Below are 21268 nucleotides of genomic sequence, written 5' to 3' on the forward strand. Positions count from 1 at the left end.
GTCCCCCACGATGCGAAGGAGGACCGCCGCCCGGCCGAGTCCCACCGTCCGTGCTCTCGGGAGGACCCGCGATGACCGCCAGCCTGGAGCAGTTGCGCCGCTGCCATTTCGCCGTCGACATGGGGGCGGCGAGGACGCGTGTCTTCGTGAAGGGCGCCGGGCTCGTCGTGGACCAGCCGAGTGTCGCCGCCGTGAACACGAAGACCGGCGCCCTGATCGCCGTCGGCGAGTTCGCGGAGAAGATGACGGGCCGTACGCCCGACTACATCCGCGTCGTACGGCCCGTCTCCGGCGGCACGGTCGTCGACATCGAGATGGCCCAGCGCATGCTCCGCCAGCTGCTCGGCGACAAGGTCCGCCGCGCCCTGCGCCGCAAGCCCCGGCTGCGGGCCGCCATCTGCACCCCGCACGACGCCGACCCGCTCGCGGAGCGCGCCGCCGTCGAGACGCTCGTCGGACTCGGTGCGCGGCGCGTCGAGCTCGTCGACACGCTCATCGCCGCCGGCGTCGGCTGCGGACTGCCCGTGGAGCGGCCCGAGGCCACCATGATCATGGTGTGCGGGGCCGCCGCCACCCAGGTCGCGGTGCTGTCCCTCGGCTCGATCGTGACCGCCGCCCGCATCCCGGTCGGCGGCGAGGCCATCGACCACGCGATCGTCCAACACCTGCGTCACCAGCACGAGTTGATGCTCCCGTCCCAGTCCGTACGACCGCTGCAGCTGGCCCTCTCCGGGAACGGGCTCACCCCGCACGGCCCCGCCTCCACCGAGATCCACGGCAGGGACGTGGCCACCGGCCTCGCCCGTTCCGTGCAGGTCGACACGGCCGCCGTGCGCGACGCGATCCAGACCCCGCTGACCGCCGTACTCGACGGTATCGGCAAGGTGCTCCGCGTCTGCCCGCCGGACCTGGTGGCCGACCTCGCCGACCGCGGGATCATGATGGTCGGCGGCAGCGCGCTGCTGCCGGGCCTCGACCAGATGCTGCGGCACGCGACGGGCATGCCGGTGCACATCGCCGAACGCCCCGACGTGTGCGCGGTCCTCGGCCTGGGCGCGATGCTGGAGGGCAGGATCGAGCCCCTGGCCCTCGACCCGCTGGCCACCTGAGCGCCGCGCCGAACGCAGACCGACCACAGACCCTCCGCAGACCACACGCAGCTCGTACGCAGAGAGCCGGACCCTCCGCCGCCCGCATGAGCGAAGCCTCCGAACCCCCAGAGCCCGTCGAACCCGTCAACCCCGTCGAACCCACCGAGCCGCCCACACCCGGTGGCCCGCTCCCCCGCCTGCTCGAAGCCGTCCTGGGCGTCGGCACCGACCCGGAGCTGCGTGCCACGCTCCAGCACATCGTGGACACCGCGGCCGAGCTGACCGACGCCCGGCACGCGGCGCTGGAGGCCACCGACCCCGGGCAAGGTGGCGAGAACAGTGGCGGTGGCCGTGACGGTGGCCCGACGGAGTTCCACACGGCCGAACCGCCGGCTGCCGGGCAGGCCGCGGACAGCCCCGCGGACAGCCACCTCGACGTTCCGGTACGCGTACGGGACGACGCGTACGGAAGCCTCCGCCTCACCGGGAAGCGCGACGGCGGCGATTTCACGGGCGAGGACGAGCAGCTGGTGCGCGTCCTGGCCACCCAGGCGGGCATCGCGATCGGCAACGCCCGCCTGTACGAGACGGCCCGTCAGCGGGAGCGCTGGATCGAGGGCGCGGCGGCCGTGACCACGGCACTGCTCACCGGCGAGACGGCGGCCGACGCGCTGATGACGGTCGCCGAGCGGGCCAGAATGCTCGCCGACGCCTCGGCCGGGGTGATCCTCCAGCCCACCGACGAGGGCGGCATGGAGATCGTGACGGCGTCGACGCTCGACGACCCGGGCGGCCTCGTCGGTACGACCATCGCGCCGGGCAGCGCGGTCCTTGAGCAACTCCTGGGCGGGGAGCCGGTGTTCGTCGACGACTCGGCGACCGACCCGCGTATGACGACGGAGGTACGGCACCGGTTCGGGCCGAGCATGCTGCTGCCGCTCCAGGCCGGCGGCCGGCTCATCGGCACCCTCGCCCTCCCGCGCCGGCGCGGCGACCGTGCGTACACGTCCGTGGAGCAGTGGCTGGCCACGCAGTTCGCCTCGCAGGCCGCCCTCGCGCTGGTTCTCGCGGACGCCCAGCAGCGCAGGGAACGGCTCGCGGTCTTCGAGGACCGTGACCGGATCGCCCGTGACCTGCACGATCTGGTCGTACAGCGGCTCTTCGCGACCGGCATGATGCTGGAGTCCACCCAGCGCCGCACCGCCGACGAGGAGCAGGACACCGAGGTCCACGCAATGCTGGGCCGGGCCGTCGAGGAACTCCGGTCGACCGTCCAGGAGGTCCGTACGGCGATCTTCGCGCTGCAACAGCCGCCCGCCGACGCCCCCACCACGTTCCGGGGCAAGGTCCTCCGCGAGACGGCAGGCGCCGCGGCGGCTCTCGGCTTCCAGCCTTCCGTACAGTTCACGGGGCCCGTCGACGCCCGCCTCCCGAACCCGGTGGCCACCCGCCTCCTCACCGCCCTCCGCAGCGCCCTCGCGGCCGCGTCCCGCCGCACCGGCACCACCCGCGTCACCGTCTCGGTCGACGCGACGACGACCCTCCCGGACGGCCGCCCCGGGGTACGGCTGACGGTGTTCGACGACGGGGACGGGACCACGGGCGGCGACGGGGACCCCACCCCCGGAACAACGGTGACGTGGCAGTCCCCTCTGCACGCACACCCGTGAGCCGAACAGCCCCACCCCAACCCGCCCCACAACCCAACAGCCGTTACACGTAGGAAACCTTGACGATCGCTGCGCCGGGTGCCACGATTCCGGCGCCGCGATGTTTACGTAAACATCACCCCAAGTCGAGCCCTGGGCCGCGAGGTCGGGCTCAACGCCTCGTTGCGATGTTTACGTAAACACCGACGTCCGACCCGGCACACCACCGACGGCCGCTCAGCCGCGCGCACGCCGGGCCATGCGCCGAGCCGCCATCTCCTGAAAGGGCAAGCTGATGCGCAGAACCCCCGCCGGCACCCGGTTCACCCCCCGGCTGCGGGCCGCCTTCGTGGCGCTCCTGATCGCCGGGACCAGCGGCACGACCATCGCCGCGAGCCCGGCCGGCGCCGCGCCTAGCGGACACACGAGCGGCCACACGAGCGGGCACACGAGCGGGCTCGCCAAGGACACGACTCAGTTCAAGGGCGTGAACTGGGCCGACCCGCGTGACAACTTCGCCGACGACCCGGTCGTACTGTCCGGTCTGTCGACGTCCGACACCTACGCCCAGACGTACACCAAGGCGAGCCGAGTGATCTCGGCCTTCCGCGCGAACCTCGGCGCCAACACGGTCCGGCTGCCCATCAACCCGTACACGGTCAACGGCCCCTACTGGAAGTCGTATCGCGGAGTCATCGACGCAGCCTCGGACAAGGGCTTCAAGGTGATCCTCTCCTACTGGGAGGGAACGGGCCCGCGCAAGGACGGCTTCATCGACGACACGGCGACCTACTGGCCCATGTGGAACACCGTGGTCAAGGCCTACAAGAGCGACAAGCGGGTCTACTTCGAGCCGATGAACGAGCCGCACGGCTACACCGACACGGAGTGGGCGGACATAGCCGCGAAGTGGCTGGACACGTACCGGCAGGTCCCGCGCAACCAGGTCTTCGTCAGTGGCGCCGGCTACAACGACCACGTCACGACCGTCTGCGCCGACCCGCGCCTGAAGGGCACGTATCTGTCGCTGCACCACTACGGGTTCTGGAAGGACTACGCCACCTACGACCAGTGGGTGGCCGACCTCAAGGTACGCATCGGCGACTGCGCGAACCGGACCGTCGCGGACGAGTTCGGCTCCCCGATGACCACGGGCTTCGACTACAACAAGCCGACCCCCGACAACAACTTCATCAACTACCTCCAGGCCGTCACCGACACATTCCGCGAGCTCAAGATGGGCTCCGTGTACTGGCCCGGCCTGCGCACGGACGACACCTACTCCCTGCAGACCCTGACGGGCAATCCGGCCCGCCCCTGGCTGACCACCACCAACCAGTCCGGCGCGGACCGCCTCACCTGGGCATGGGGGCGCGGCAAGCCCGTACAGCCGTAGTCCGGACCCCTCGGTCCACCCACAACGCGGAGGCTCCGCCAACCGACACCGGAAGGCGGAGCCTCGTGAGGCCGACCAGCCTGCATAGGGGACCAGCGTCAGCAGATCAGGCCCGCACGTCCCGCTGCTGGACTTCCTTGAGCACTCCGGACACCGTCACGAAGTCGTTGTCCACGTGGAGGACTGTGTGTCCGTGGTGAACCGCTGTCGCGCACACCAACAGGTCGATCGGACCGGCTGAGCGATGCCGGCCGCGCTGGGTGAGTTTGTACTGAGCGGTGTCGACCCAGCGCCAGGCGTTCTTCGGAACCGGAGAGAGCAGGCAGAGTGCGTCCAGCTCCTCCGCGAGCTCATCCCGGTGAGACGGACTGGTTGCCGAGTAGAGGAACTCGGTACGCGTCGGCTCGCAGATGTGGAACACCCCGGCGGCGATGTGTCCCTCCCAAGGCCGCAGCGCCCCCGGAACACGGAACAGGTGCCACAGAGCGGAGGTGTCCAGCAGATAGGTGATCACTCGAAGGCCGTGCGCCGGGCACGCTTCTGGGCGTCATGCGCCGCCGAAGCCTGTTCGAACTCGCCCCGCGCGCCCCGCGCAGCGAGCTTCTCGGCCGCCTCAAGCCGCTTGATCCGCGCGACGTAGTCCCGCAGGGCCGCGTTCACGGTTTCCTTCTTCGTCGTGGCACCCATGAGCCGCATCGCTTCGGCCAGCGCCTCGTCATCGAGATCAATCTGCGTGACGGACATCGAGCACCTCCCTACATCCACGATGTATGCATCTACGATACATCGCCAACATCGGCGCAGCCGCGGCGCACGACCAGGCGGCCCAGGAGTTACCTCCCGCACCGGTTCGGATGCGGGAACGGTGCTGCACCCGACGTACCGTGTGCAGCCCTCGCGCGGCTACTCCGACACCGGCCGCGGGCGCCACGTGCCGTCGAGTGGGACGCCCGCGGCCGCCGCGACGCGGTTGCGGGATTCGAGGAGGCGGGTCCTCAGTGCCGGCAGGTCCACGCCGACCAGGACGCCGTCGCGTTTGACCACGCGGCCGGCGACCAGGACGGTGTCCACCAGGCCGGGGTGGCCGGCGCTGACAACGGGGGCGGCCGAGTCGGTGACCGGGAACACGGTCAGGTCGTCGGTGCGCAGGAGGATGACGTCGGCGTCCTTACAGTCAGAGCGTGATGGCGCCTCGGACGCAGACGACGGTGGCGCCGCTCACCCAGACCGTGCCGTCCGTGTCGGCGGTGACCTCGATGCTCGCGGCCCTTCCCAGCCTCGCGCCCTGGGAGACCCGGTAGGAGGTGGGTGCGGCGCCGGTGGAGGTGAGCCACTGCCCGACACCGGCGTTCATGCTGCCGCACGCGGGGTCCTCGGGTACGCCGACGCCGGGGGCGAAGGTACGCATCTCGAAGCGGTGCGCGGACCCGTCGGGGTGGGCCCCGATCGCGCCGACCATCGCGTCCGGGACGAGGGAGAGGTCGGGTTCGAGGGCGAGCACCTCCTCGGCCGTCGCCAACTGGATCACGGCCCAGCCGGGCCCGTTGTCGACCCACTGGTGGGCGAGGACACGGTCACGCGTGATGCCGAACGCGCCCACGATCTGCTTCAGATGGTCCTCGTCCAGCGCACCCTCTCGCACACGAGGAGGCGCCGCGAAGGCCAGAGCGCCCTCGCCACGGCGCACGGTGACCAGCCCGGCGGCGCACTCCTGCACGACCCGGTCGCCGTGCTTCGGCACGCCACCACCGTCCAGCCAGGCATGCGCGGACCCGAGGGTGGGGTGCCCGGCGAACGGCAACTCGCCGTCCGGAGTGAGGATCCGCAGCCGGTAGTCCGCCTCCGGGACGGTGGGGGGCAGCACGAACGTCGTCTCCGACAGATTCGTCCAACGCGCCAGCCGCTGCATCTCCTCATCGCTCAGATCCGTCCCGTCCAGGACGACCGCGACCGGGTTGCCGGAGTAGGGGCTCGTGGAAAACACGTCGACCTGCACGAACGGGCGTGTACGCGGCATGGTCATCAAGGGCCTTTCAGGCAGCTGCAGCGGAGGCAGGTCCATCCCACCGGGCACCGACACGGCCAAGACAGGGCCAGCCGAAACAAAGTGGATTGATTTGCCCCGCAGGCATCAAGCACTGGCCACCGGCGGCGCGAGTTCGGCCGTGAGCCCGGCCGCGACTTCGGCAGCGACTTCGGCGGCGATCTCGATGGCCCGCCCGGCAAGTGGCGAGTGAGTACGCCCGGCCCGCCAGTGCAGGTAGACCTCCCGCGGCGGCGGGGACGGCCACAACTCGTGGACGCGCAGCCACGGCCATTACAACAAGCGATCGAATCGATCGAAAATCATCGCTTCTCACAATGAACCGGCGGCCTCTAGCGTGCCTGACATGACCTCACACCAACCCCACCGCGAACAACTCCTCAAGACCAACGGCGCCGAGCTGTGCGTCGAGACCTTCGGAGACCCCGCGGCCCCGGCGATCGTGCTGGTCGCCGGGGCGGCCGCCTCGATGCTCTGGTGGGACGCCGGACTGTGCGAACGGGTCGCCGCCCGCGGCCGGTTCGTGGTCCGGTACGACCATCGGGACACCGGCCGCTCGACCTGCTACCCGCCCGGAAAGCCGGGGTACTCGTTCAACGACCTGACCCTGGACGTGCTCGGCATCCAGGACGCCCTGGGCATCGAGCGCGCCCATCTGGTCTGTCAGTCGATGTTCGGCGGGAGCGGACTCGTCCTCGGGGTGGACCATCCCGACCGGGTCGCGTCGCTGACGTTCGTCTCGACGTCGACCGGAGCCGACGACCTGCCGCCGCCGTCGGGCGACCTGGCCATGCCGGCCGAGCCGGACTCCTCCGACGCGGCCGCGATCGTCGAGTACGTGGTCGCGGGCGCGAGGGCGTTCGCCGGTGGCTCGCCGTACTTCGACGAGGCCGCGATCCGGGCGCTGGCCGAACGTGACGTGGCGCGCGCCAGGAACTACGCGTCGACTCTGGTCAACCACTATGCCGTCGAGTCCGACGGGCCGGCCGGGGGCGGTTTCGGCGACATCACGGCGCCGACGCTCGTGGTCCACGGCGACCACGACCCGTTGCTGCCGCTGCCGCACGGCGAGGCGTTGCGCGACGCGATCCCCGGTGCGGAGCTGCTGGTCCTCAAGGGCGCCGGACACGATCTGCCGAGGCCGGTGTGGGACGACTTCGTGTCGGCCCTGGTGCGGCACACCGAAGGAGCCCGCCCATGAACCGGCTGCGGTCGGCGCTCTGGCTGCCGCTCTTCGAGGACCTCGCCGACCCGCGGGAGGTCGCACGTCTCGCCGCCGACGCGGAGGAAGCCGAGTGGGACGGCTGCTTCGTATGGGATCAGCTGTGCTGGCGGGCGCCGGTCCGGCAGGTCGCCGACCCGTGGATCGTGCTGGCGGCGGTCGCGACCGCGACCCGGCGGCTGCGGCTCGGCCCGATGGTGTCGACGCCCGCCCGTCGACGTCCGGCCAAGCTGGCGCGGGAGACCGCGACACTGGACCGGCTCAGCGAGGGCCGCCTCACCCTCGGGGTCGGCCTCGGCAGCGACAGGTTCGCCGGTGAGCTGTCCAGGACGGGCGAGGAGCTCGACGACCGGCGGCGCGGCCAGATGCTCGACGAGTCCCTGGCGATCCTGGCCGCTGCCTGGTCCGGCGAGCCGGTGCACCACCGCGGCGAGCACTACACCGTCGACGGCATCGCGTTCCTGCCGCGGCCGGTTCAGCGGCCCGGTGTGCCGGTGTGGGCCGCCGGATTCCCGGGCAACGCGAAGCCGATCCGCCGGGCCGCCCGGCTCGACGGCTTCTTCCCGGCCAATCTCGAACACCCGGACCAGCTCGCCGAGGTCGTCGACACCCTCACCGAACTGCGCGACGGCGAGATGGACTCGTACGACATCGCCGTCGGTCTGCCGCTCGGCGTCGATCCCGAGCCGTACGCGAGAGCCGGGGCGACGTGGTGGCTGCCGGAGTTCGAACCGGGTGTACGGCTGGACACCGTGCGCGGCGTGCTTCGCGAGGGCCCGGCGGGGTAAGAACGGGATGGCGCCGACGTCCGCTCCCGGCTCAACAGCCTCAGGAGACCTGACAACCCCTCAAGGGCGCTACCCCACCAGCTAAACACCTGGTCGGATCGATTCTTCACGCGTAGCGCCTGGTGGGGCGGGTGGGACTCGAACCCACGGCCGACGGATTATGAGTCCGCTGCTCTAACCGGCTGAGCTACCGCCCCATTACGGCGCGTCGCGCACATTTGTGCGCGCCGTCTGCCGCAGCATAGCCGCTCATACGATCTCCTGCTTCGGATGGTCGACTTCGCCTGCCCTGGAGGACCCCACCTGGGGCGGAGCGGTTCCCGAGGACATGAAAAAGGACCCCGACGGGGTCCTCGTTCGCTTGCTCTCCCGACTGGACTCGAACCAGTAACCTGCCGGTTAACAGCCGGCTGCTCTGCCAATTGAGCTACGGAAGACCGAAGCTCCCCCGACTGGACTCGAACCAGTAACCTGCCGGTTAACAGCCGGCTGCTCTGCCAATTGAGCTACAGGGGATTGCCTCGTTGCATCGAACGTACCTCCCTGGGTATTCGCCAGGGGGCGTGCGCTCGCTGCGACACATACATTAGCGCAAGCAGGGGGGTGCTCCGCCAATCGGTAATCCCCTCCTGCGACCGACGCCGCCGCAAGGGACCGACTCACAAGAGAAGGGTGGCAGCCATGCGCTACCGGCTCACGTTCGTCGCCGGACTGGCCCTGGGATACGTGCTCGGCACGCGTGCCGGGCGCGAGCGCTACGAGCAGCTGAGGAAGACCGCACAGCAGGTCGCTCAGAACCCGGCGGTGCGCAACACCGCCGAGTCCGCGGCCCAGCAGGGACGCGAGTTCGCCGGCAAGGCGTACCACGCGGTGAGCGAAAAGGTCGGTGACCGGGTCCCCGACTCGGTGGCCGACAGGGTCCGCCACCTGCGCGAGCGCAACACGAACGGCACACGAACCGATGACGACTGGGGCACCAGCAACACGTAACCGGTACGGCCGCCTCCGCCGGACCGGTACGGCCTGCTCCGGTCGTACGGCAGAATTTCCGCCATGGGGATAGTCGCCGGGCTGGACAGTTCGCCCGATTTCACTCGCATCGTGGTCTGCGACGCGGACAGCGGAGCCGTGCTCAGGCAGGGGTATGCCCCGCATCCGATGGACGGCCTGTCCGAGGGCAGCCGGCCCTCGGACGTCGACCCGCAGGCCTGGCTGCTGTCCCTGGGCGAGGCCGCGGGCGGCGGGCTCCTCGAAGGCGTTCAGGCCATCGGTGTCTCCGCGCAGCAGAACGGCCTCGTGCCGGTGGACACCCAGGGCAACACGGTGCGTCCGGCGATGGTCGGCGGTGACAAGCGGGCGCAGGTCGCGGCCGCCGACCTGGTCGACGCCCTCGGCGGACGCGAGGCCTGGGCGCAGGCCGTGGGCTGTGTGCCGCAGGCTGCGCAGCCGGTGACGAAGCTGCGCTGGCTCGCGAAGAACGAACCCGAGGCGGCGCTGCGCACCAGCGTGCTGCTGCAGGCGCACGACTGGCTGGTGTGGCAGCTGCTCGGCCGCCCGGCCCGCCGGACCACCGACCGGGGCGGGGCCTCCGGGACCGGGTACTGGTCGGCGGCGACCGGTGCGTACCGGCCGGATCTCGTGGAACTGGCGCTCGGGCACCAGGCGCTGCTGCCCGACGTGCTGGGGCCGTGGGAGGCCGCGGGGACGACGCCCGAGGGACTGCTGATCTCGGCGGGGACGGGCGAGACGATGGCCGCGGCGTTCGGTCTGGGCATCGGGCTCGGGGACGCGGTGGTGTCGCTCGGCGCCTCCGGTTCCGTGATGGCCGTGCACCACGAGGCGCTCGTCGACTCCTCCGGAATGATCACCTCGCTGGCGGACGCGACCGGCATGCACCTGCCGGTCGTCACCACACTCAATGCCGTACGGGCCCTGCGCGGGGCCGCCGAACTGCTCGGCGTGCCCGACCTGGAGGCCCTGTCGGACCTGGCCATGAAGTCCACCCCGGGGTCGCACGGGCTCGTCCTGCTGCCTTATCTGGAAGGTGAGCGGACGCCCAATCTGCCGCACACCGCCGGGACCCTGGCCGGGCTGCGGCGGGAGTCGATGAAGCCCGAGCACCTGGCGCGGGCCGCCTTCGAGGGCATGCTGTGCGGGCTCGCGGACGCGCTGGACGTGCTGCGCAAGCGGGGCGTGGAGGTGCGGCGGATCTTCCTCCTCGGCCAGGCCGCCGAGCTGAGCGCGGTGCAGGCCTGCGCGCCCGCGCTGCTCGGTACGCAGATCGTGGTGCCGCAGCCCGCGGACTACGCGGCGATCGGCGCGGCCCGGCAGGCGGCCTGGGCGCTCGGTACCTCGCAGGGCACGATCCAGCCGGGGCTGCCGCCCGTCTGGCAGGGCGCCGCCGCGCAGATCCTGGAGCCCGGCGAGGAGCTGGCGGTGGGCCAGGCCGTGCGGCAGCAGTACGTGTCGGTACGGAACCAGACCCACCCCGGCGCCTTCCGGCCCTGAGGCCCTCCGGAGCCCGGGCGACCCGAACGGCGTACGGCTTCGGACCGAGGCCAGGTCGGCTCTTGGACCTCTCTTGGCTTAATCAGTTGAGGTAACACGGGTGGAGTGTTCGACGATAGGGGCCAAGGGCAACCAACCGCCCCGCCGCCGACTCCGAGAGACCAGCGTGCTCATACGACTCCTGCGTACTTATCTCACGCCCTACAAGAAACCCATCGCCCTGCTCGTACTGCTGCAGTTCCTGCAGACCTGCGCCACGCTCTACCTGCCCACGCTGAACGCGGACATCATCGACAACGGTGTCGTCGACGGCGACACGGGCTACATCCTGTCCTTCGGCGCCCTGATGATCGGCATCTCGCTGGCCCAGGTCGTCTGCAACATCGGGGCCGTCTACTACGGCGCCCGTACGGCCTCCGCGGTCGGCCGGGACATCCGGGCGGGCATCTTCGACCGGGTGCAGTCGTTCTCCGCGCGTGAGGTCGGTCACTTCGGGGCGCCGTCGCTGATCACCCGCACGACGAACGACGTGCAGCAGGTGCAGATGCTCACGCTGATGACGTTCACCCTGCTGGTGTCGGCGCCGATCATGTGCGTGGGCGGCATCGTCCTCGCGCTCGGTCTCGACGTGCCGCTGTCCGGAGTGCTGCTCGCCGTGGTGCCGGTGCTCGGGATCTCGGTGAGCCTCATCGTGCGCCGGCTGCGGCCGCTGTTCCGCACGATGCAGGTGCGGCTGGACACGGTGAACCGGGTGCTGCGCGAGCAGATCACCGGCAACCGCGTCATCCGGGCCTTCGTGCGCGACGCGTACGAGGAGGAGCGGTTCCGGAAGGCGAACGCCGACCTCACCGAGGTGTCGCTGGGCACCGGGCGGATGCTGGCGCTGATGTTCCCCATCGTCATGACGGTGGTGAACGTGTCGTCGGTCGCGGTGGTGTGGTTCGGCGCCCACCGGATCGACAGCGGCGGGATGCAGATCGGCGCGCTGACCGCGTTCCTCGCCTACCTGATGCAGATCGTCATGTCCGTGATGATGGCCACCTTCATGTTCATGATGGTGCCGCGCGCGGAGGTGTGCGCCGAGCGCATCCAGGAGGTCCTGGACACCTCCAGCAGTGTGGTTCCGCCCAAGGCGCCGGTCCTGGAGCTGCGACGGCACGGTCATCTGGAGATCCGGGGCGCCGGGTTCCGCTACCCGGGTGCCGAGGAGCCGGTGCTGCGGACCATCGACCTGGTGGCCCTGCCGGGTGAGACCACCGCCGTGATCGGCTCGACCGGCAGCGGCAAGTCCACGCTCCTCGGCCTGGTCCCCCGGCTGTTCGACGCCACCGACGGCCAGGTGCTGGTGGACGGCGTCGACGTACGCACGGTCGAGCCGCGGCTGCTCGCGCGCACGGTCGGCCTCGTACCGCAGAAGCCGTACCTCTTCGCGGGCACGGTGGCGACCAATCTCCGGTACGGGAATCCGGACGCGACCGACGAGGAGCTGTGGCACGCGCTGGAGGTGGCGCAGGCCAAGGGTTTCGTGGAGGGCTTGGAGAACGGCCTGGACGCGCCGATCGCGCAGGGCGGGACGAATGTGTCGGGCGGTCAGCGGCAGCGGCTCGCCATCGCCCGGACCCTTGTGCAGCGCCCCGAGATCTACCTCTTCGACGACTCCTTCTCGGCTCTCGACTACGCCACGGACGCGGCGTTGCGCAGGGCGCTCGCGCAGGAGACGGCCGAGGCGACGGTCGTGATCGTCGCCCAGCGGGTGTCGACCATCCGTGACGCCGACCGGATCGTGGTCCTCGACGAGGGCCGGGTCGTCGGCGCGGGCCGCCACCACGAGCTGATGGCGGCGAACGAGACATACCGGGAGATCGTGCTCTCCCAGCTGACGGAAGCGGAGGCAGCCTGATGGCCGGGCCCATGGGGCGGATGATGGCCGGGACGGGCCCCGACCATCACTCGATGGACTTCAAGAAGTCCGGAAAGCGGCTACTGGCTCATTTCAAGCCGGAACGCACCACTCTGTACGTGATGCTCGTCGCCGTGGTGTTCAGCGTCGGCCTCTCGGTCCTCGGGCCGAAGATCCTGGGCCGGGCCACCGACCTCGTCTTCGCCGGGGTCGTCGGACGGGAGATGCCCGCGGGCCAGACGAAGGCCGAGGCCCTCGCGGCGATGCGGGAGCGCGGCGACGGCGGCATGGCCGACATGCTCTCCGGCACGGACTTCACCCCGGGCAAGGGCATCGACTTCGGCGCGGTCGGCGAGGTGCTGCTGCTCGCGCTCGGGGCGTTCCTGGTGGCCGGTCTGCTGATGACCGTGGCGACGCGGCTGGTGAACCGGGCCGTCAACAAAACGATGTACAACATGCGCGAGGACGTGCAGACGAAGCTGTCGCGGCTTCCGCTGTCGTACTTCGACAAGCGGCAGCGCGGTGAGGTTCTCAGCCGTGCCACGAACGACATCGACAACATCGGGCAGACCCTCCAGCAGTCGATGGGCCAGCTGGTCAACTCGCTGCTGACGATCGTCGGTGTGCTGGCGATGATGTTCTGGGTGTCGTGGCTGCTCGCGCTCGTCGCGCTGGTCACCGTGCCGCTGTCGTTCTTCGTCGCCACCCGGGTGGGCAAGCGGTCGCAGCCGCACTTCGTGCAGCAGTGGCGGACCACCGGCAAGCTCAACGCGCACATCGAGGAGATGTACACCGGCCACAACCTCGTCAAGGTCTTCGGGCGGCAGGACGAGTCGGCGGCGCAGTTCGCCGAGGAGAACGAGAAGCTGTACGAGGCCGGGTTCCGGGCGCAGTTCAACAGCGGGGTCATGCAGCCGCTGATGATGTTCGTGTCGAACCTGAACTATGTGCTGGTGGCCGTGGTCGGCGGGCTGCGCGTCGCGTCGGGCGCCCTCTCGATCGGTGACGTCCAGGCCTTCATCCAGTACTCCCGGCAGTTCTCCATGCCGCTCACCCAGGTCGCGTCCATGGCGAACCTCGTGCAGTCCGGGGTCGCCTCGGCGGAGCGGATCTTCGAACTGCTGGACGCGGACGAGCAGGAGGCGGACCCGGTGACGGGGGCGCGTCCGGAGGAGCTCCGGGGGCGGGTGGCACTGGAGGGGGTCTCCTTCCGGTACGACCCGGAGAAGCCGCTCATCGAGGACCTGTCGCTGAAGGTGGAGCCGGGGCACACGGTCGCGATCGTGGGCCCGACGGGCGCCGGCAAGACGACACTGGTCAACCTGCTGATGCGGTTCTACGAGGTCACGGGCGGGCGTATCACCCTCGACGGGGTCGACATCGCGAAGATGTCCCGGGACGAACTGCGGGCCGGGATCGGCATGGTGCTGCAGGACACCTGGCTGTTCGGCGGGACGATCGCGGAGAACATCGCGTACGGGGCTTCGCGTGAGGTCACGCGTGGGGAGATCGAGGAGGCGGCTCGGGCCGCCCATGCCGACCGGTTCGTCCGGACCTTGCCCGACGGGTACGACACCGTCATCGACGACGAGGGGTCGGGGGTGAGTGCCGGTGAGAAGCAGCTCATCACCATCGCTCGGGCGTTTCTGTCCGATCCGGTGATCCTTGTGCTGGACGAGGCTACGAGTTCTGTCGACACCCGGACCGAGGTGTTGATTCAGAAGGCGATGGCGAAGCTCGCGCACGGGCGGACGTCGTTCGTCATCGCGCATCGTCTGTCGACGATCCGGGATGCCGACACCATTCTCGTCATGGAGAACGGGTCCATCGTGGAGCAGGGTGCCCACACGGACCTGCTTGCCGCGGACGGCGCGTACGCCCGCCTGTACAAGGCCCAGTTCGCGGAGGCCGTGGTGGAGGTGGACTGAGGGGTGGCCGGGGGGTCGGCGGGTTCTTTTCGCCCCCGCCGCCCCTACCCATTCCCGTCACTACTCGGGGGCTCCGCCCCCGAACCCCCGCTCCTCAAACGCCGGAGGGGCTGGAGATTTCGCGGCCCGGGCCGACATTTTCAGCCCGTCCGGCGTTTGAGGACGAGGCCGTTCAGGCCGATAGCGGGGGTCTGGGGGCGCAGCCCCCAGGGACGGGACGGGTAGGGGCGGCGGGGGCGAGAAAAGCCCAGGTCAGTCCAGGTAGCCCCGCAGCTGGTCCGCGAAGGCGTGGTCTCGGAGTTTGTTCAGGGTTTTGGATTCGATCTGGCGGATGCGTTCGCGGGTGACGCCGAAGATCCGGCCTATCTCCTCCAGCGTGCGCGGACGCCCGTCGGCCAGCCCGTACCGGAGCTGGACGACCTTCCGCTCGCGCTCCCCGAGAGTCGAGAGAACCGCCTCCAGGTGCTCACGGAGGAGCAGGAACGCCGCCGACTCCACGGGACTCGTCGCATCCCCGTCCTCGATGAGGTCCCCGAGAGCCACATCGTCCTCCTCGCCCACAGGAGCGTGGAGGGACACCGGCTCCTGGGCCAGCCGCAGGACTTCGCTCACCCGCTCGCTGGGAAGTTCGAGGTGCGCCGCGACTTCCTCGGGCGTCGGCTCGTACCCCCGCTCCTGCAGCATCCGCCGCTGCACCCGCACCACCCGGTTGATCAACTCGACCACATGGACGGGCACTCGGATCGTCCGGGCCTGGTCGGCGAGGGCCCGGGACATGGCCTGGCGGATCCACCAGGTCGCGTACGTCGAGAACTTGTACCCCCGGGCGTAGTCGAACTTCTCGACCGCCCTGATCAGCCCCAGGTTTCCCTCCTGGACCAGATCGAGCATGGTCAGCCCGCGCCCCACGTACCGCTTGGCGACGGAGACGACCAGCCGGAGGTTCGCCTCGATGAGCCGGCGCTTGGCCATCCGGCCCATGACGACCAACTTGTCGAGATCCAGGGCGAGTTGGCTGTCGAGGTCGGAGGCCAGCCGCAGCCGCTCCTCCGCGAAGAGGCCGGCCTCGACCCGGCGCGCCAGCTCCACCTCCTCCGCCGCGGTGAGCAGCGGGATCCGGCCGATCTCCCGCAGGTACTGGCGGAACAGGTCGGACGAGGGCCCACCGGTGTCCGTACGCCCGCGGGGCACTTCCACCGGCTCCGGCGCCTCGGTTTCCACGAGGGTGACGGGCGGCTCGTCGGGCTCGGCCGGTGAGCCCTCCGGCTCCGCCGCCGTCTCGGGGTGGTGCGCGACACGGCTCTGCGCGGGTACGGCCCCGATGACGCCGGAATCCGCGTCCGTGTCGCCGGGGTTGTCGGTCTGGGTGAGGGTCTGGGTCTGCACGGGGGCGACCTCCAGGAATGTCGCTGCTGAGGCGTGCGGCAGCGGGACGGGGACGACGGCCTTGCCGCTGTCCGTCCCGAACACGTTGAGCGGAACCGCGGGGACAATGGACCCGTCGCGTTCGGGTCGGCCGCGCTCCGAGGACTCAGGCACCGGAACCCAGTGTGGAGTACGACACATCGTCGCCACGAGGGGCGTGCGGTGACTTTTTGAGTCCGGTCCGTGACCGCGTGGTTACCCTCGCGGAAAACTCGAGTGCCCGTTCGTACCCTGATCTGGCACGATCCCCGAGTGTCCGGTTCCCAATACGAAACTCACGTGACGGTCCGCTGCGACAGCGCCGCCGAATCGGAACGGCTGCGGTGCTGGGCGGCCGGGGCCGGTCTCAAGCTGACGCACATCGTGCTGGCACGCGGCCGGATGCCTTCGCAGCCGATGGTCACGTTGACGGGTTCCCCGTCGTACGCCGCCGAATCGGCCCGGGCCCGCGAAGTCGCCGCACATCTGCGGGCCGACGGATTCGTGCCCGTACGCGTCAAGATCGAGTCGTCCCCGTGGGCCCCCGAGGTACCGCGCGAACCCTGCCGGACCGGCGACGACGAGCGGTACTTCGAGCATCACGTGAAGCTGCTGCTCGACGCGGGCACCGACCTCGACGCCCTGGCCGCGCGGGTCGTGCCGCACGGCGCCCATCTGTCGTGGAACGCCCGGCGGGTGCGCGGCGAAGGGCGCCGCGGCGGGAGCGGCGGCACCGGCGGGCGGCACGAGCGGTTCGTGACCCAGCGGTGCCGGGGCGTGGACGCGGAGGGGGCCGGACGGCTGCTGGAGCTGCTGCTCGCGGAGCTGTACGGGTTCGAAGTGGCCGATGTGGAGCGGGAGTTCGTGCTCCACGACAGTGATCTCTCCGTCGACGACGGGTGGATCGAGGAAGCCGGGGCGCGCGTGTCGCACGGAGCGCCCGTGGAGCAGATGCCGAGAGCGACCGAGGAGGTGCTGGGATGAGCGGGACATGGCAGGAATTCGGCTGGCAGAGCGTCGGGATACCCCGGGAGCCGCTGGACGAGGCGACCCGCCGGGCGCAGGACCTGCCGCGGACCCTGCACTGGGTGGAGGCCGACGACGCGGTGCAGCGGCCGGTCTTCGACCCGGCCATGAAGCACCACCAGAACGCCTACCGCGCCACCGACCCCGGCTTCTCCGACCCGGCCAGGGGCGAGGCCTGGCGGTCCGCGCGGCGCCGGGCGCTGGATCTCGTGCTCGCCGCGATCGCCGGCTCGGAGTGGGTCGAGTCGCTGGTGCTGCGCGGCAGTGTGCTGATGTCGGCGTGGTTCGGGGACGCCGCCCGCGAGCCCGGTGACCTGGACTTCGTCGTCGTACCGCGCACCTGGCGGGTCGACGAGGGGCGTACCGCCCGGCTGCTCGACGGGATCGCCGAGGCTGCCCAGGCGCTGGCCGACGAGCGCGGACGGGAGGTCGGCATCTCGGCGCGGGGCGCGGTGGTGGAGGACATCTGGACGTACGACCGGGTGCCGGGGCGCCGCATGGTGCTGCCCTGGGGTGCGCCCGGGCTGCCCGGCGGGCACGTCCAGCTGGACTTCGTCTTCAACGAGCGGCTGCCCGAGGAGCCGGAGCCGGTGGAGCTGCCGGGCGGCGCGGTCGTGTGGGCCGCGACTCCGGAGCTGTCGCTGGCCTGGAAGCTGATGTGGCTGGTCAACGACATGCACGCGCAGGGCAAGGACCTGTACGACGCCGTGCTGCTCGCCGAACGGCACCCGCTGCGCCACGAGCTGCTGCACGAGGTGTTCCGGCTGTCGGGCGAGTGGCCCCGCCAGTACCGCGAGGGGGTCTACCTGGAGGACCTGGTGGAGGCGCTGGGGTATGTGGAGTGGGAGCACTTCGTCACGGAGTATCCGCGGTTCGCGGACGCCGAGCGGGAGTTCACCGACCGGCTGGTGCGGGCCGTGACACCGACGTTCGACGGGCAGCCGCCAGGCCCGCCGTACTCCCCGGCCGGGGACTGACCCACCTCGGAACGCCGGCCTCACACGCCCCCTCGTCCCGGAGTGCGGGCCCGGCCCGGCTCAGAGCGCGCCCGCGCCCTTCTCGCGCAGGGCCTGGTCGTACTGCTGGAGCACCCACAACTCGTTCTGCACGGCGGCCAGCTGGGCCGGGTCGCCCTGGGCGCTGGCGCGGGCGAGGGAGCCCTGGACGTCCCGGACGCGGCGCTCGACGGCGCGGCGGCGGACGGTCACCAGCTGCTCGCCCGCGTAGTGCTCGTCGACGGTCTTGCGCATGATGGCCTCGACGGCCAGCTCGGTGACCATGGCGCGGACGGCGTCGTCGGAAGCGGCCTCGCGGACGCGGATCAGGTACTCCTGCGGGTCCTGGACGCCGTGCTCCGCGCCGCCCGCCTCGATGATCGTCTCGCGGACGGCCGCGTACGGCGGGGCGGTGAACTCGTCCACGCCGTACGCGTCGAACGCCGGGGAGACCAGGTCGGGGCGCTGGAGGGCGAGCTTGAGGAGCTCGCGCTCGGTGGCGAAGACCGGGTTGCGCAGGGTCAGGGCGGGGCCGGAGGACGGCCTGGGTCCGGTGTTCTCGTAACTCTGCGAAGCGCGGCCACCGCTCGTGGGCGCGGGGCCCTTGCCGCCGCGGTCGCGGGCCCAGCGGGCCAGCTGGGCGACGCGCTTGACGACGAACTGCGTGTCGAGGATGCCGAGCATGCCCGCGAGCTGGACGGCGACCTCGTGCTGGGCGCCGCTGTTCTTGATGCGGGCCACGATCGGGGCCGCCTCGTCGAGCGCGGCGGCGCGGCCCGCGGGGGTCTCCAGGTCGTAGCGCAGGATGATCTGGCGCAGGGCGAACTCGAAGAGCGGGGTGCGCGGTTCGACCAGGTCGGCGACCGCCGCGTCGCCCTTCGCGAGGCGCAGTTCGCAGGGGTCCATGCCGTCCGGGGCGATCGCGATGTACGTCTCGGCGGCGAACTTCTGGTCGTCCTCGAAGGCGCGCAGGGCGGCCTTCTGTCCGGCCGAGTCGCCGTCGAAGGTGAAGATCACGCGTGCCGAGCCGTTGTCCATCAGGAGCCGTCGGAGGATCTTGATGTGGTCGCCGCCGAAGGCCGTGCCGCAGGTCGCGATGGCGGTGGTGATGCCGGCGAGGTGGCAGGCCATCACGTCCGTGTAGCCCTCGACCACGACCGCCCGGCTGCTCTTGGCGATGTCCTTCTTGGCGAGGTCGATGCCGTACAGGACCTGGGACTTGCGGTAGATCGGCGTGTCGGGTGTGTTCAGGTACTTCGGGCCGTTGTCCGACTCGTACAGCTTTCGCGCGCCGAAGCCGACGACCTCGCCGCCGATGTCCCGGATCGGCCACATGAGGCGGCCGCGGAAGCGGTCGATGGGGCCGCGGCGGCCCTCCTGGGAGAGGCCGGAGAGAAGGATCTCCTTGTCGCTGAAGCCCTTGCCGCGGAGATAGCGCGTGAGGTGGTCCCAGCCCTGGGGGCTGTAGCCGACGCCGAAGTGGGTGGCCGCGGCCTGGTCGAAACCGCGCTCGGCGAGGAACTTGCGGCCGGTGTCGGCCTCCGAGCTGGTGTCGAGCTGCTCGATGTAGAACTGCGCGGCGATCTTGTGGGCCTCGACCAGACGGATGCGCTCGCCGCGCTGGTGGGAGGGGTTGTAGCCGCCCTCCTCGTACCGCAGGGTGATGCCCGCCTGGGCGGCGAGGCGCTCGACCGACTCCGAGAAGGTGAGGTGGTCGACCTTCATCACGAACGTGATGGTGTCGCCGCCCTCCTGGCAGCCGAAGCAGTGGAAGAGCCCCTTGCTCGGGCTGACCTGGAAGGACGGCGACTTCTCGTCGTGGAAGGGGCAGAGACCCTTGAGGTTTCCGCCGCCCGCGTTGCGCAGCTGGAGGTACTCCGAGACCACGGCGTCGATCGGGACCGCGTCCCGAACAGCCTTCACGTCCTCGTCGTTGATCCTGCCGGCCACGCATGGATTCTACGGGGACGGTGTGACAGTCGAGCGCCGCCGTCGGTCATGAGACCAGACTGTCCAGCGGAACGTGCGGGTCCGCGAGTGCCTCGGAGTCCACCTGGGTCCGGGTCCGGATCAGTTGCTGGATCGGGTCCGTGACGTCCCACACATTCACGTTCATCCCGGCCAGCACCCGTCCCTCCTTCACCCAGAAGGCGATGAACTCGCGCTTGCCCGCGTCTCCCCGGATCACCACTTGGTCGTACGTGCCCGGGGGCGCCCAGCCCGAGTACTCGAGCCCCACGTCGTACTGGTCGGAGAAGAAATAGGGCACCCTGTCGTACGTCAGCTCGCGGCCCAGCATCGCGCGGGCCGCCGCCGGGCCGCCGTTCAGGGCGTTCGCCCAGTGCTCGACGCGCAGGCGGGTGTCGAACAGCGCGTGGTGGAAGGCGGCCACGTCACCGGCCGCGTAGATGTCGGGGTCGGAGGTGCGCAGCTGCTCGTCGACCGCGATGCCGCCGCCCCGCGCGCGGTCGACCATCGTGAGGCCCGCGGCCTCGGCGAGGCCGGTGCGCGGGGCGGCCCCGATCGCGGCCAGGACGTCGTGCGCGGGGTGCTCCTCGCCGTCGTCCGTGCGGGCCGCCAGGACCATGCCGTCCTGGCCGGTGATCTCGGTGAGCCGGGCGCCGAAGTGGAAGCGGACGCCGTGCTCGCGGTGCAGCTCGGCGAAGAGCTGGCCGAGTTCGGGGCCGAGGACCGAGTGCAGCGGGGTCGGCCCGGGCTCGACGACGGTGACCTCGGCGCCGTACTCACGGGCGGCCGCGGCGACTTCCAGGCCGATCCAGCCCGCGCCCGCGATGACGAGGTGGCCGTTGTCCCGGCCGAGGGCGGTCAGTACGTGCTTGAGGCGCTCCGCGTGGGCGAGGCGCCGCAGGTGGTGGACGCCCGCGAGGTCCGTGCCCGGGATGTCGAGGCGGCGCGGTTCGGAGCCGGTCACGAGCAGCAGCTTGTCGTAGTGCACGAGCGTGCCGTCGTCACCGAAGCGGACGGTCTTGGCGGTCCGGTCGATGGCGTCGACGGTCTGGCCGAGGTGCAGCTCGACGTCGTTGCGCGCGTACCAGGCGGGCTCGTGGACGAAGACGCTGTCGCGCTCCTCCTTGCCGAGCAGATAGCCCTTGGACAGCGGCGGGCGTTCGTACGGGTGGTCGCGCTCGTCGCAGATCAGTATCACGCGGCCCGTGAAGCCCTCCGCCCGGAGCGTCTCGGCCGCCTTCGCGCCGGCCAGCCCGCCTCCGACGATGACGAATGTCTGATCTGCGTCGACCACTTGATGCCTCCTCGTAAGGATGTCGCCATATGCGAGCGTCCCGCACGGAGCGTGA

General features: G+C 70.6%; 17 protein-coding genes, 3 tRNA genes and 1 pseudogene. 11 read left to right on the forward strand and 10 right to left on the reverse strand.

Annotation, left to right across the window (positions count from 1 at the left end; all coding sequences use genetic code 11):
- Window positions 1-71 precede the first annotated feature (71 nt).
- The 3 genes from ACFWXQ_RS28495 (at window position 72) to ACFWXQ_RS28505 (ending at window position 4136) form a co-directional block, all read left to right on the forward strand.
- Window positions 72-1109: a rod shape-determining protein gene (locus ACFWXQ_RS28495; RefSeq protein ID WP_055618758.1), complete on the forward strand. Its 1038-nt coding sequence runs from the start codon at window positions 72-74 to the stop codon at window positions 1107-1109.
- Between the two features lie 86 nt (window positions 1110-1195).
- Window positions 1196-2761, forward strand: coding sequence for a GAF domain-containing sensor histidine kinase (locus tag ACFWXQ_RS28500; RefSeq protein WP_383941876.1), 1566 nt, complete (start codon window positions 1196-1198; stop codon window positions 2759-2761).
- 274 nt (window positions 2762-3035) lie between these two features.
- Window positions 3036-4136: a glycoside hydrolase family 5 protein gene (locus tag ACFWXQ_RS28505; protein ID WP_383941878.1), complete on the forward strand. Its 1101-nt coding sequence runs from the start codon at window positions 3036-3038 to the stop codon at window positions 4134-4136.
- Between the two features lie 106 nt (window positions 4137-4242).
- Here ACFWXQ_RS28505 and ACFWXQ_RS28510 read toward each other — a convergent pair whose 3' ends face one another.
- The 4 genes and pseudogenes from ACFWXQ_RS28510 to ACFWXQ_RS28525 form a co-directional block, all read right to left on the reverse strand.
- Entirely contained in the window at window positions 4243-4650 is a 408-nt protein-coding gene (locus ACFWXQ_RS28510) for a PIN domain nuclease (protein WP_383941881.1), read from the reverse strand.
- The gene (locus ACFWXQ_RS28515) at window positions 4647-4880 is read right to left on the reverse strand and encodes a type II toxin-antitoxin system VapB family antitoxin (protein ID WP_383941884.1); all 234 of its coding nucleotides are present in this window, start codon (window positions 4878-4880) and stop codon (window positions 4647-4649) included. The genes ACFWXQ_RS28510 and ACFWXQ_RS28515 overlap by 4 nt, the downstream gene beginning before the upstream one ends.
- A gap of 159 nt (window positions 4881-5039) precedes the next feature.
- Window positions 5040-5306, reverse strand: a pseudogene (locus ACFWXQ_RS28520) (hydrolase); the annotation flags it as partial.
- Window positions 5307-5310: 4 nt separating this feature from the next.
- On the reverse strand, window positions 5311-6153 hold the full coding sequence (locus ACFWXQ_RS28525; protein ID WP_383941887.1) for a PhzF family phenazine biosynthesis protein: 843 nt from the start codon (window positions 6151-6153) through the stop codon (window positions 5311-5313).
- Window positions 6154-6526: 373 nt separating this feature from the next.
- On the opposite strand from ACFWXQ_RS28525, the gene ACFWXQ_RS28530 reads away from it, so the two are divergent.
- Entirely contained in the window at window positions 6527-7381 is an 855-nt protein-coding gene (locus ACFWXQ_RS28530) for an alpha/beta fold hydrolase (RefSeq protein ID WP_383941890.1), read from the forward strand.
- A complete protein-coding gene (locus tag ACFWXQ_RS28535) occupies window positions 7378-8190 on the forward strand; it encodes an LLM class flavin-dependent oxidoreductase (RefSeq protein WP_383941893.1) in 813 nt (270 codons plus the stop codon). Before ACFWXQ_RS28530 ends, ACFWXQ_RS28535 begins: the two co-directional genes overlap by 4 nt.
- Window positions 8191-8310: 120 nt before the next feature.
- Here ACFWXQ_RS28535 and ACFWXQ_RS28540 read toward each other — a convergent pair.
- From ACFWXQ_RS28540 to ACFWXQ_RS28550, 3 genes are all read right to left on the reverse strand, one after another.
- Window positions 8311-8387 (reverse strand) — tRNA-Ile (locus ACFWXQ_RS28540).
- A 167-nt stretch (window positions 8388-8554) separates the two neighbouring features.
- A tRNA-Asn gene (locus tag ACFWXQ_RS28545) sits at window positions 8555-8627 on the reverse strand.
- A 6-nt stretch (window positions 8628-8633) separates the two neighbouring features.
- Window positions 8634-8706, reverse strand: a tRNA-Asn gene (locus ACFWXQ_RS28550).
- A 165-nt stretch (window positions 8707-8871) separates the two neighbouring features.
- Here ACFWXQ_RS28550 and ACFWXQ_RS28555 point away from each other — a divergent pair.
- From ACFWXQ_RS28555 to ACFWXQ_RS28570, 4 genes are all read left to right on the forward strand, one after another.
- Window positions 8872-9180, forward strand: coding sequence for a YtxH domain-containing protein (locus tag ACFWXQ_RS28555; RefSeq protein WP_383941896.1), 309 nt, complete (start codon window positions 8872-8874; stop codon window positions 9178-9180).
- 63 nt (window positions 9181-9243) lie between these two features.
- Window positions 9244-10698: an FGGY family carbohydrate kinase gene (locus ACFWXQ_RS28560; protein ID WP_383941899.1), complete on the forward strand. Its 1455-nt coding sequence runs from the start codon at window positions 9244-9246 to the stop codon at window positions 10696-10698.
- A gap of 166 nt (window positions 10699-10864) precedes the next feature.
- On the forward strand, window positions 10865-12598 hold the full coding sequence (locus tag ACFWXQ_RS28565) for an ABC transporter ATP-binding protein (protein WP_383941903.1): 1734 nt from the start codon (window positions 10865-10867) through the stop codon (window positions 12596-12598).
- Window positions 12598-14526, forward strand: a complete 1929-nt coding sequence (locus tag ACFWXQ_RS28570; protein WP_383941906.1) for an ABC transporter ATP-binding protein — start codon at window positions 12598-12600, stop codon at window positions 14524-14526. Before ACFWXQ_RS28565 ends, ACFWXQ_RS28570 begins: the two co-directional genes overlap by 1 nt.
- 252 nt (window positions 14527-14778) lie before the next feature.
- Here ACFWXQ_RS28570 and ACFWXQ_RS28575 read toward each other — a convergent pair whose 3' ends face one another.
- Window positions 14779-16065, reverse strand: coding sequence for an RNA polymerase sigma factor (locus ACFWXQ_RS28575; RefSeq protein ID WP_383955167.1), 1287 nt, complete (start codon window positions 16063-16065; stop codon window positions 14779-14781).
- Between the two features lie 138 nt (window positions 16066-16203).
- Here ACFWXQ_RS28575 and ACFWXQ_RS28580 point away from each other — a divergent pair, with 138 nt between their 5' ends.
- Entirely contained in the window at window positions 16204-16914 is a 711-nt protein-coding gene (locus ACFWXQ_RS28580) for a hypothetical protein (protein WP_383955164.1), read from the forward strand.
- The gene (locus tag ACFWXQ_RS28585) at window positions 16911-17933 is read left to right on the forward strand and encodes a nucleotidyl transferase AbiEii/AbiGii toxin family protein (protein WP_383955161.1); all 1023 of its coding nucleotides are present in this window, start codon (window positions 16911-16913) and stop codon (window positions 17931-17933) included. The genes ACFWXQ_RS28580 and ACFWXQ_RS28585 overlap by 4 nt, the downstream gene beginning before the upstream one ends.
- A 60-nt stretch (window positions 17934-17993) precedes the next feature.
- On the opposite strand, the gene dnaG is transcribed toward ACFWXQ_RS28585, so the two are convergent.
- The gene (dnaG, locus tag ACFWXQ_RS28590; RefSeq protein ID WP_383955158.1) at window positions 17994-19901 is read right to left on the reverse strand and encodes a DNA primase; all 1908 of its coding nucleotides are present in this window, start codon (window positions 19899-19901) and stop codon (window positions 17994-17996) included.
- A 46-nt stretch (window positions 19902-19947) separates the two neighbouring features.
- Window positions 19948-21213, reverse strand: a complete 1266-nt coding sequence (locus tag ACFWXQ_RS28595; RefSeq protein WP_383955155.1) for an NAD(P)/FAD-dependent oxidoreductase — start codon at window positions 21211-21213, stop codon at window positions 19948-19950.
- Window positions 21214-21268 lie beyond the last annotated feature (55 nt).

It is taken from the genome of Streptomyces sp. NPDC058697, from assembly GCF_042715345.1.
Classification (GTDB): domain Bacteria; phylum Actinomycetota; class Actinomycetes; order Streptomycetales; family Streptomycetaceae; genus Streptomyces; species Streptomyces liliifuscus.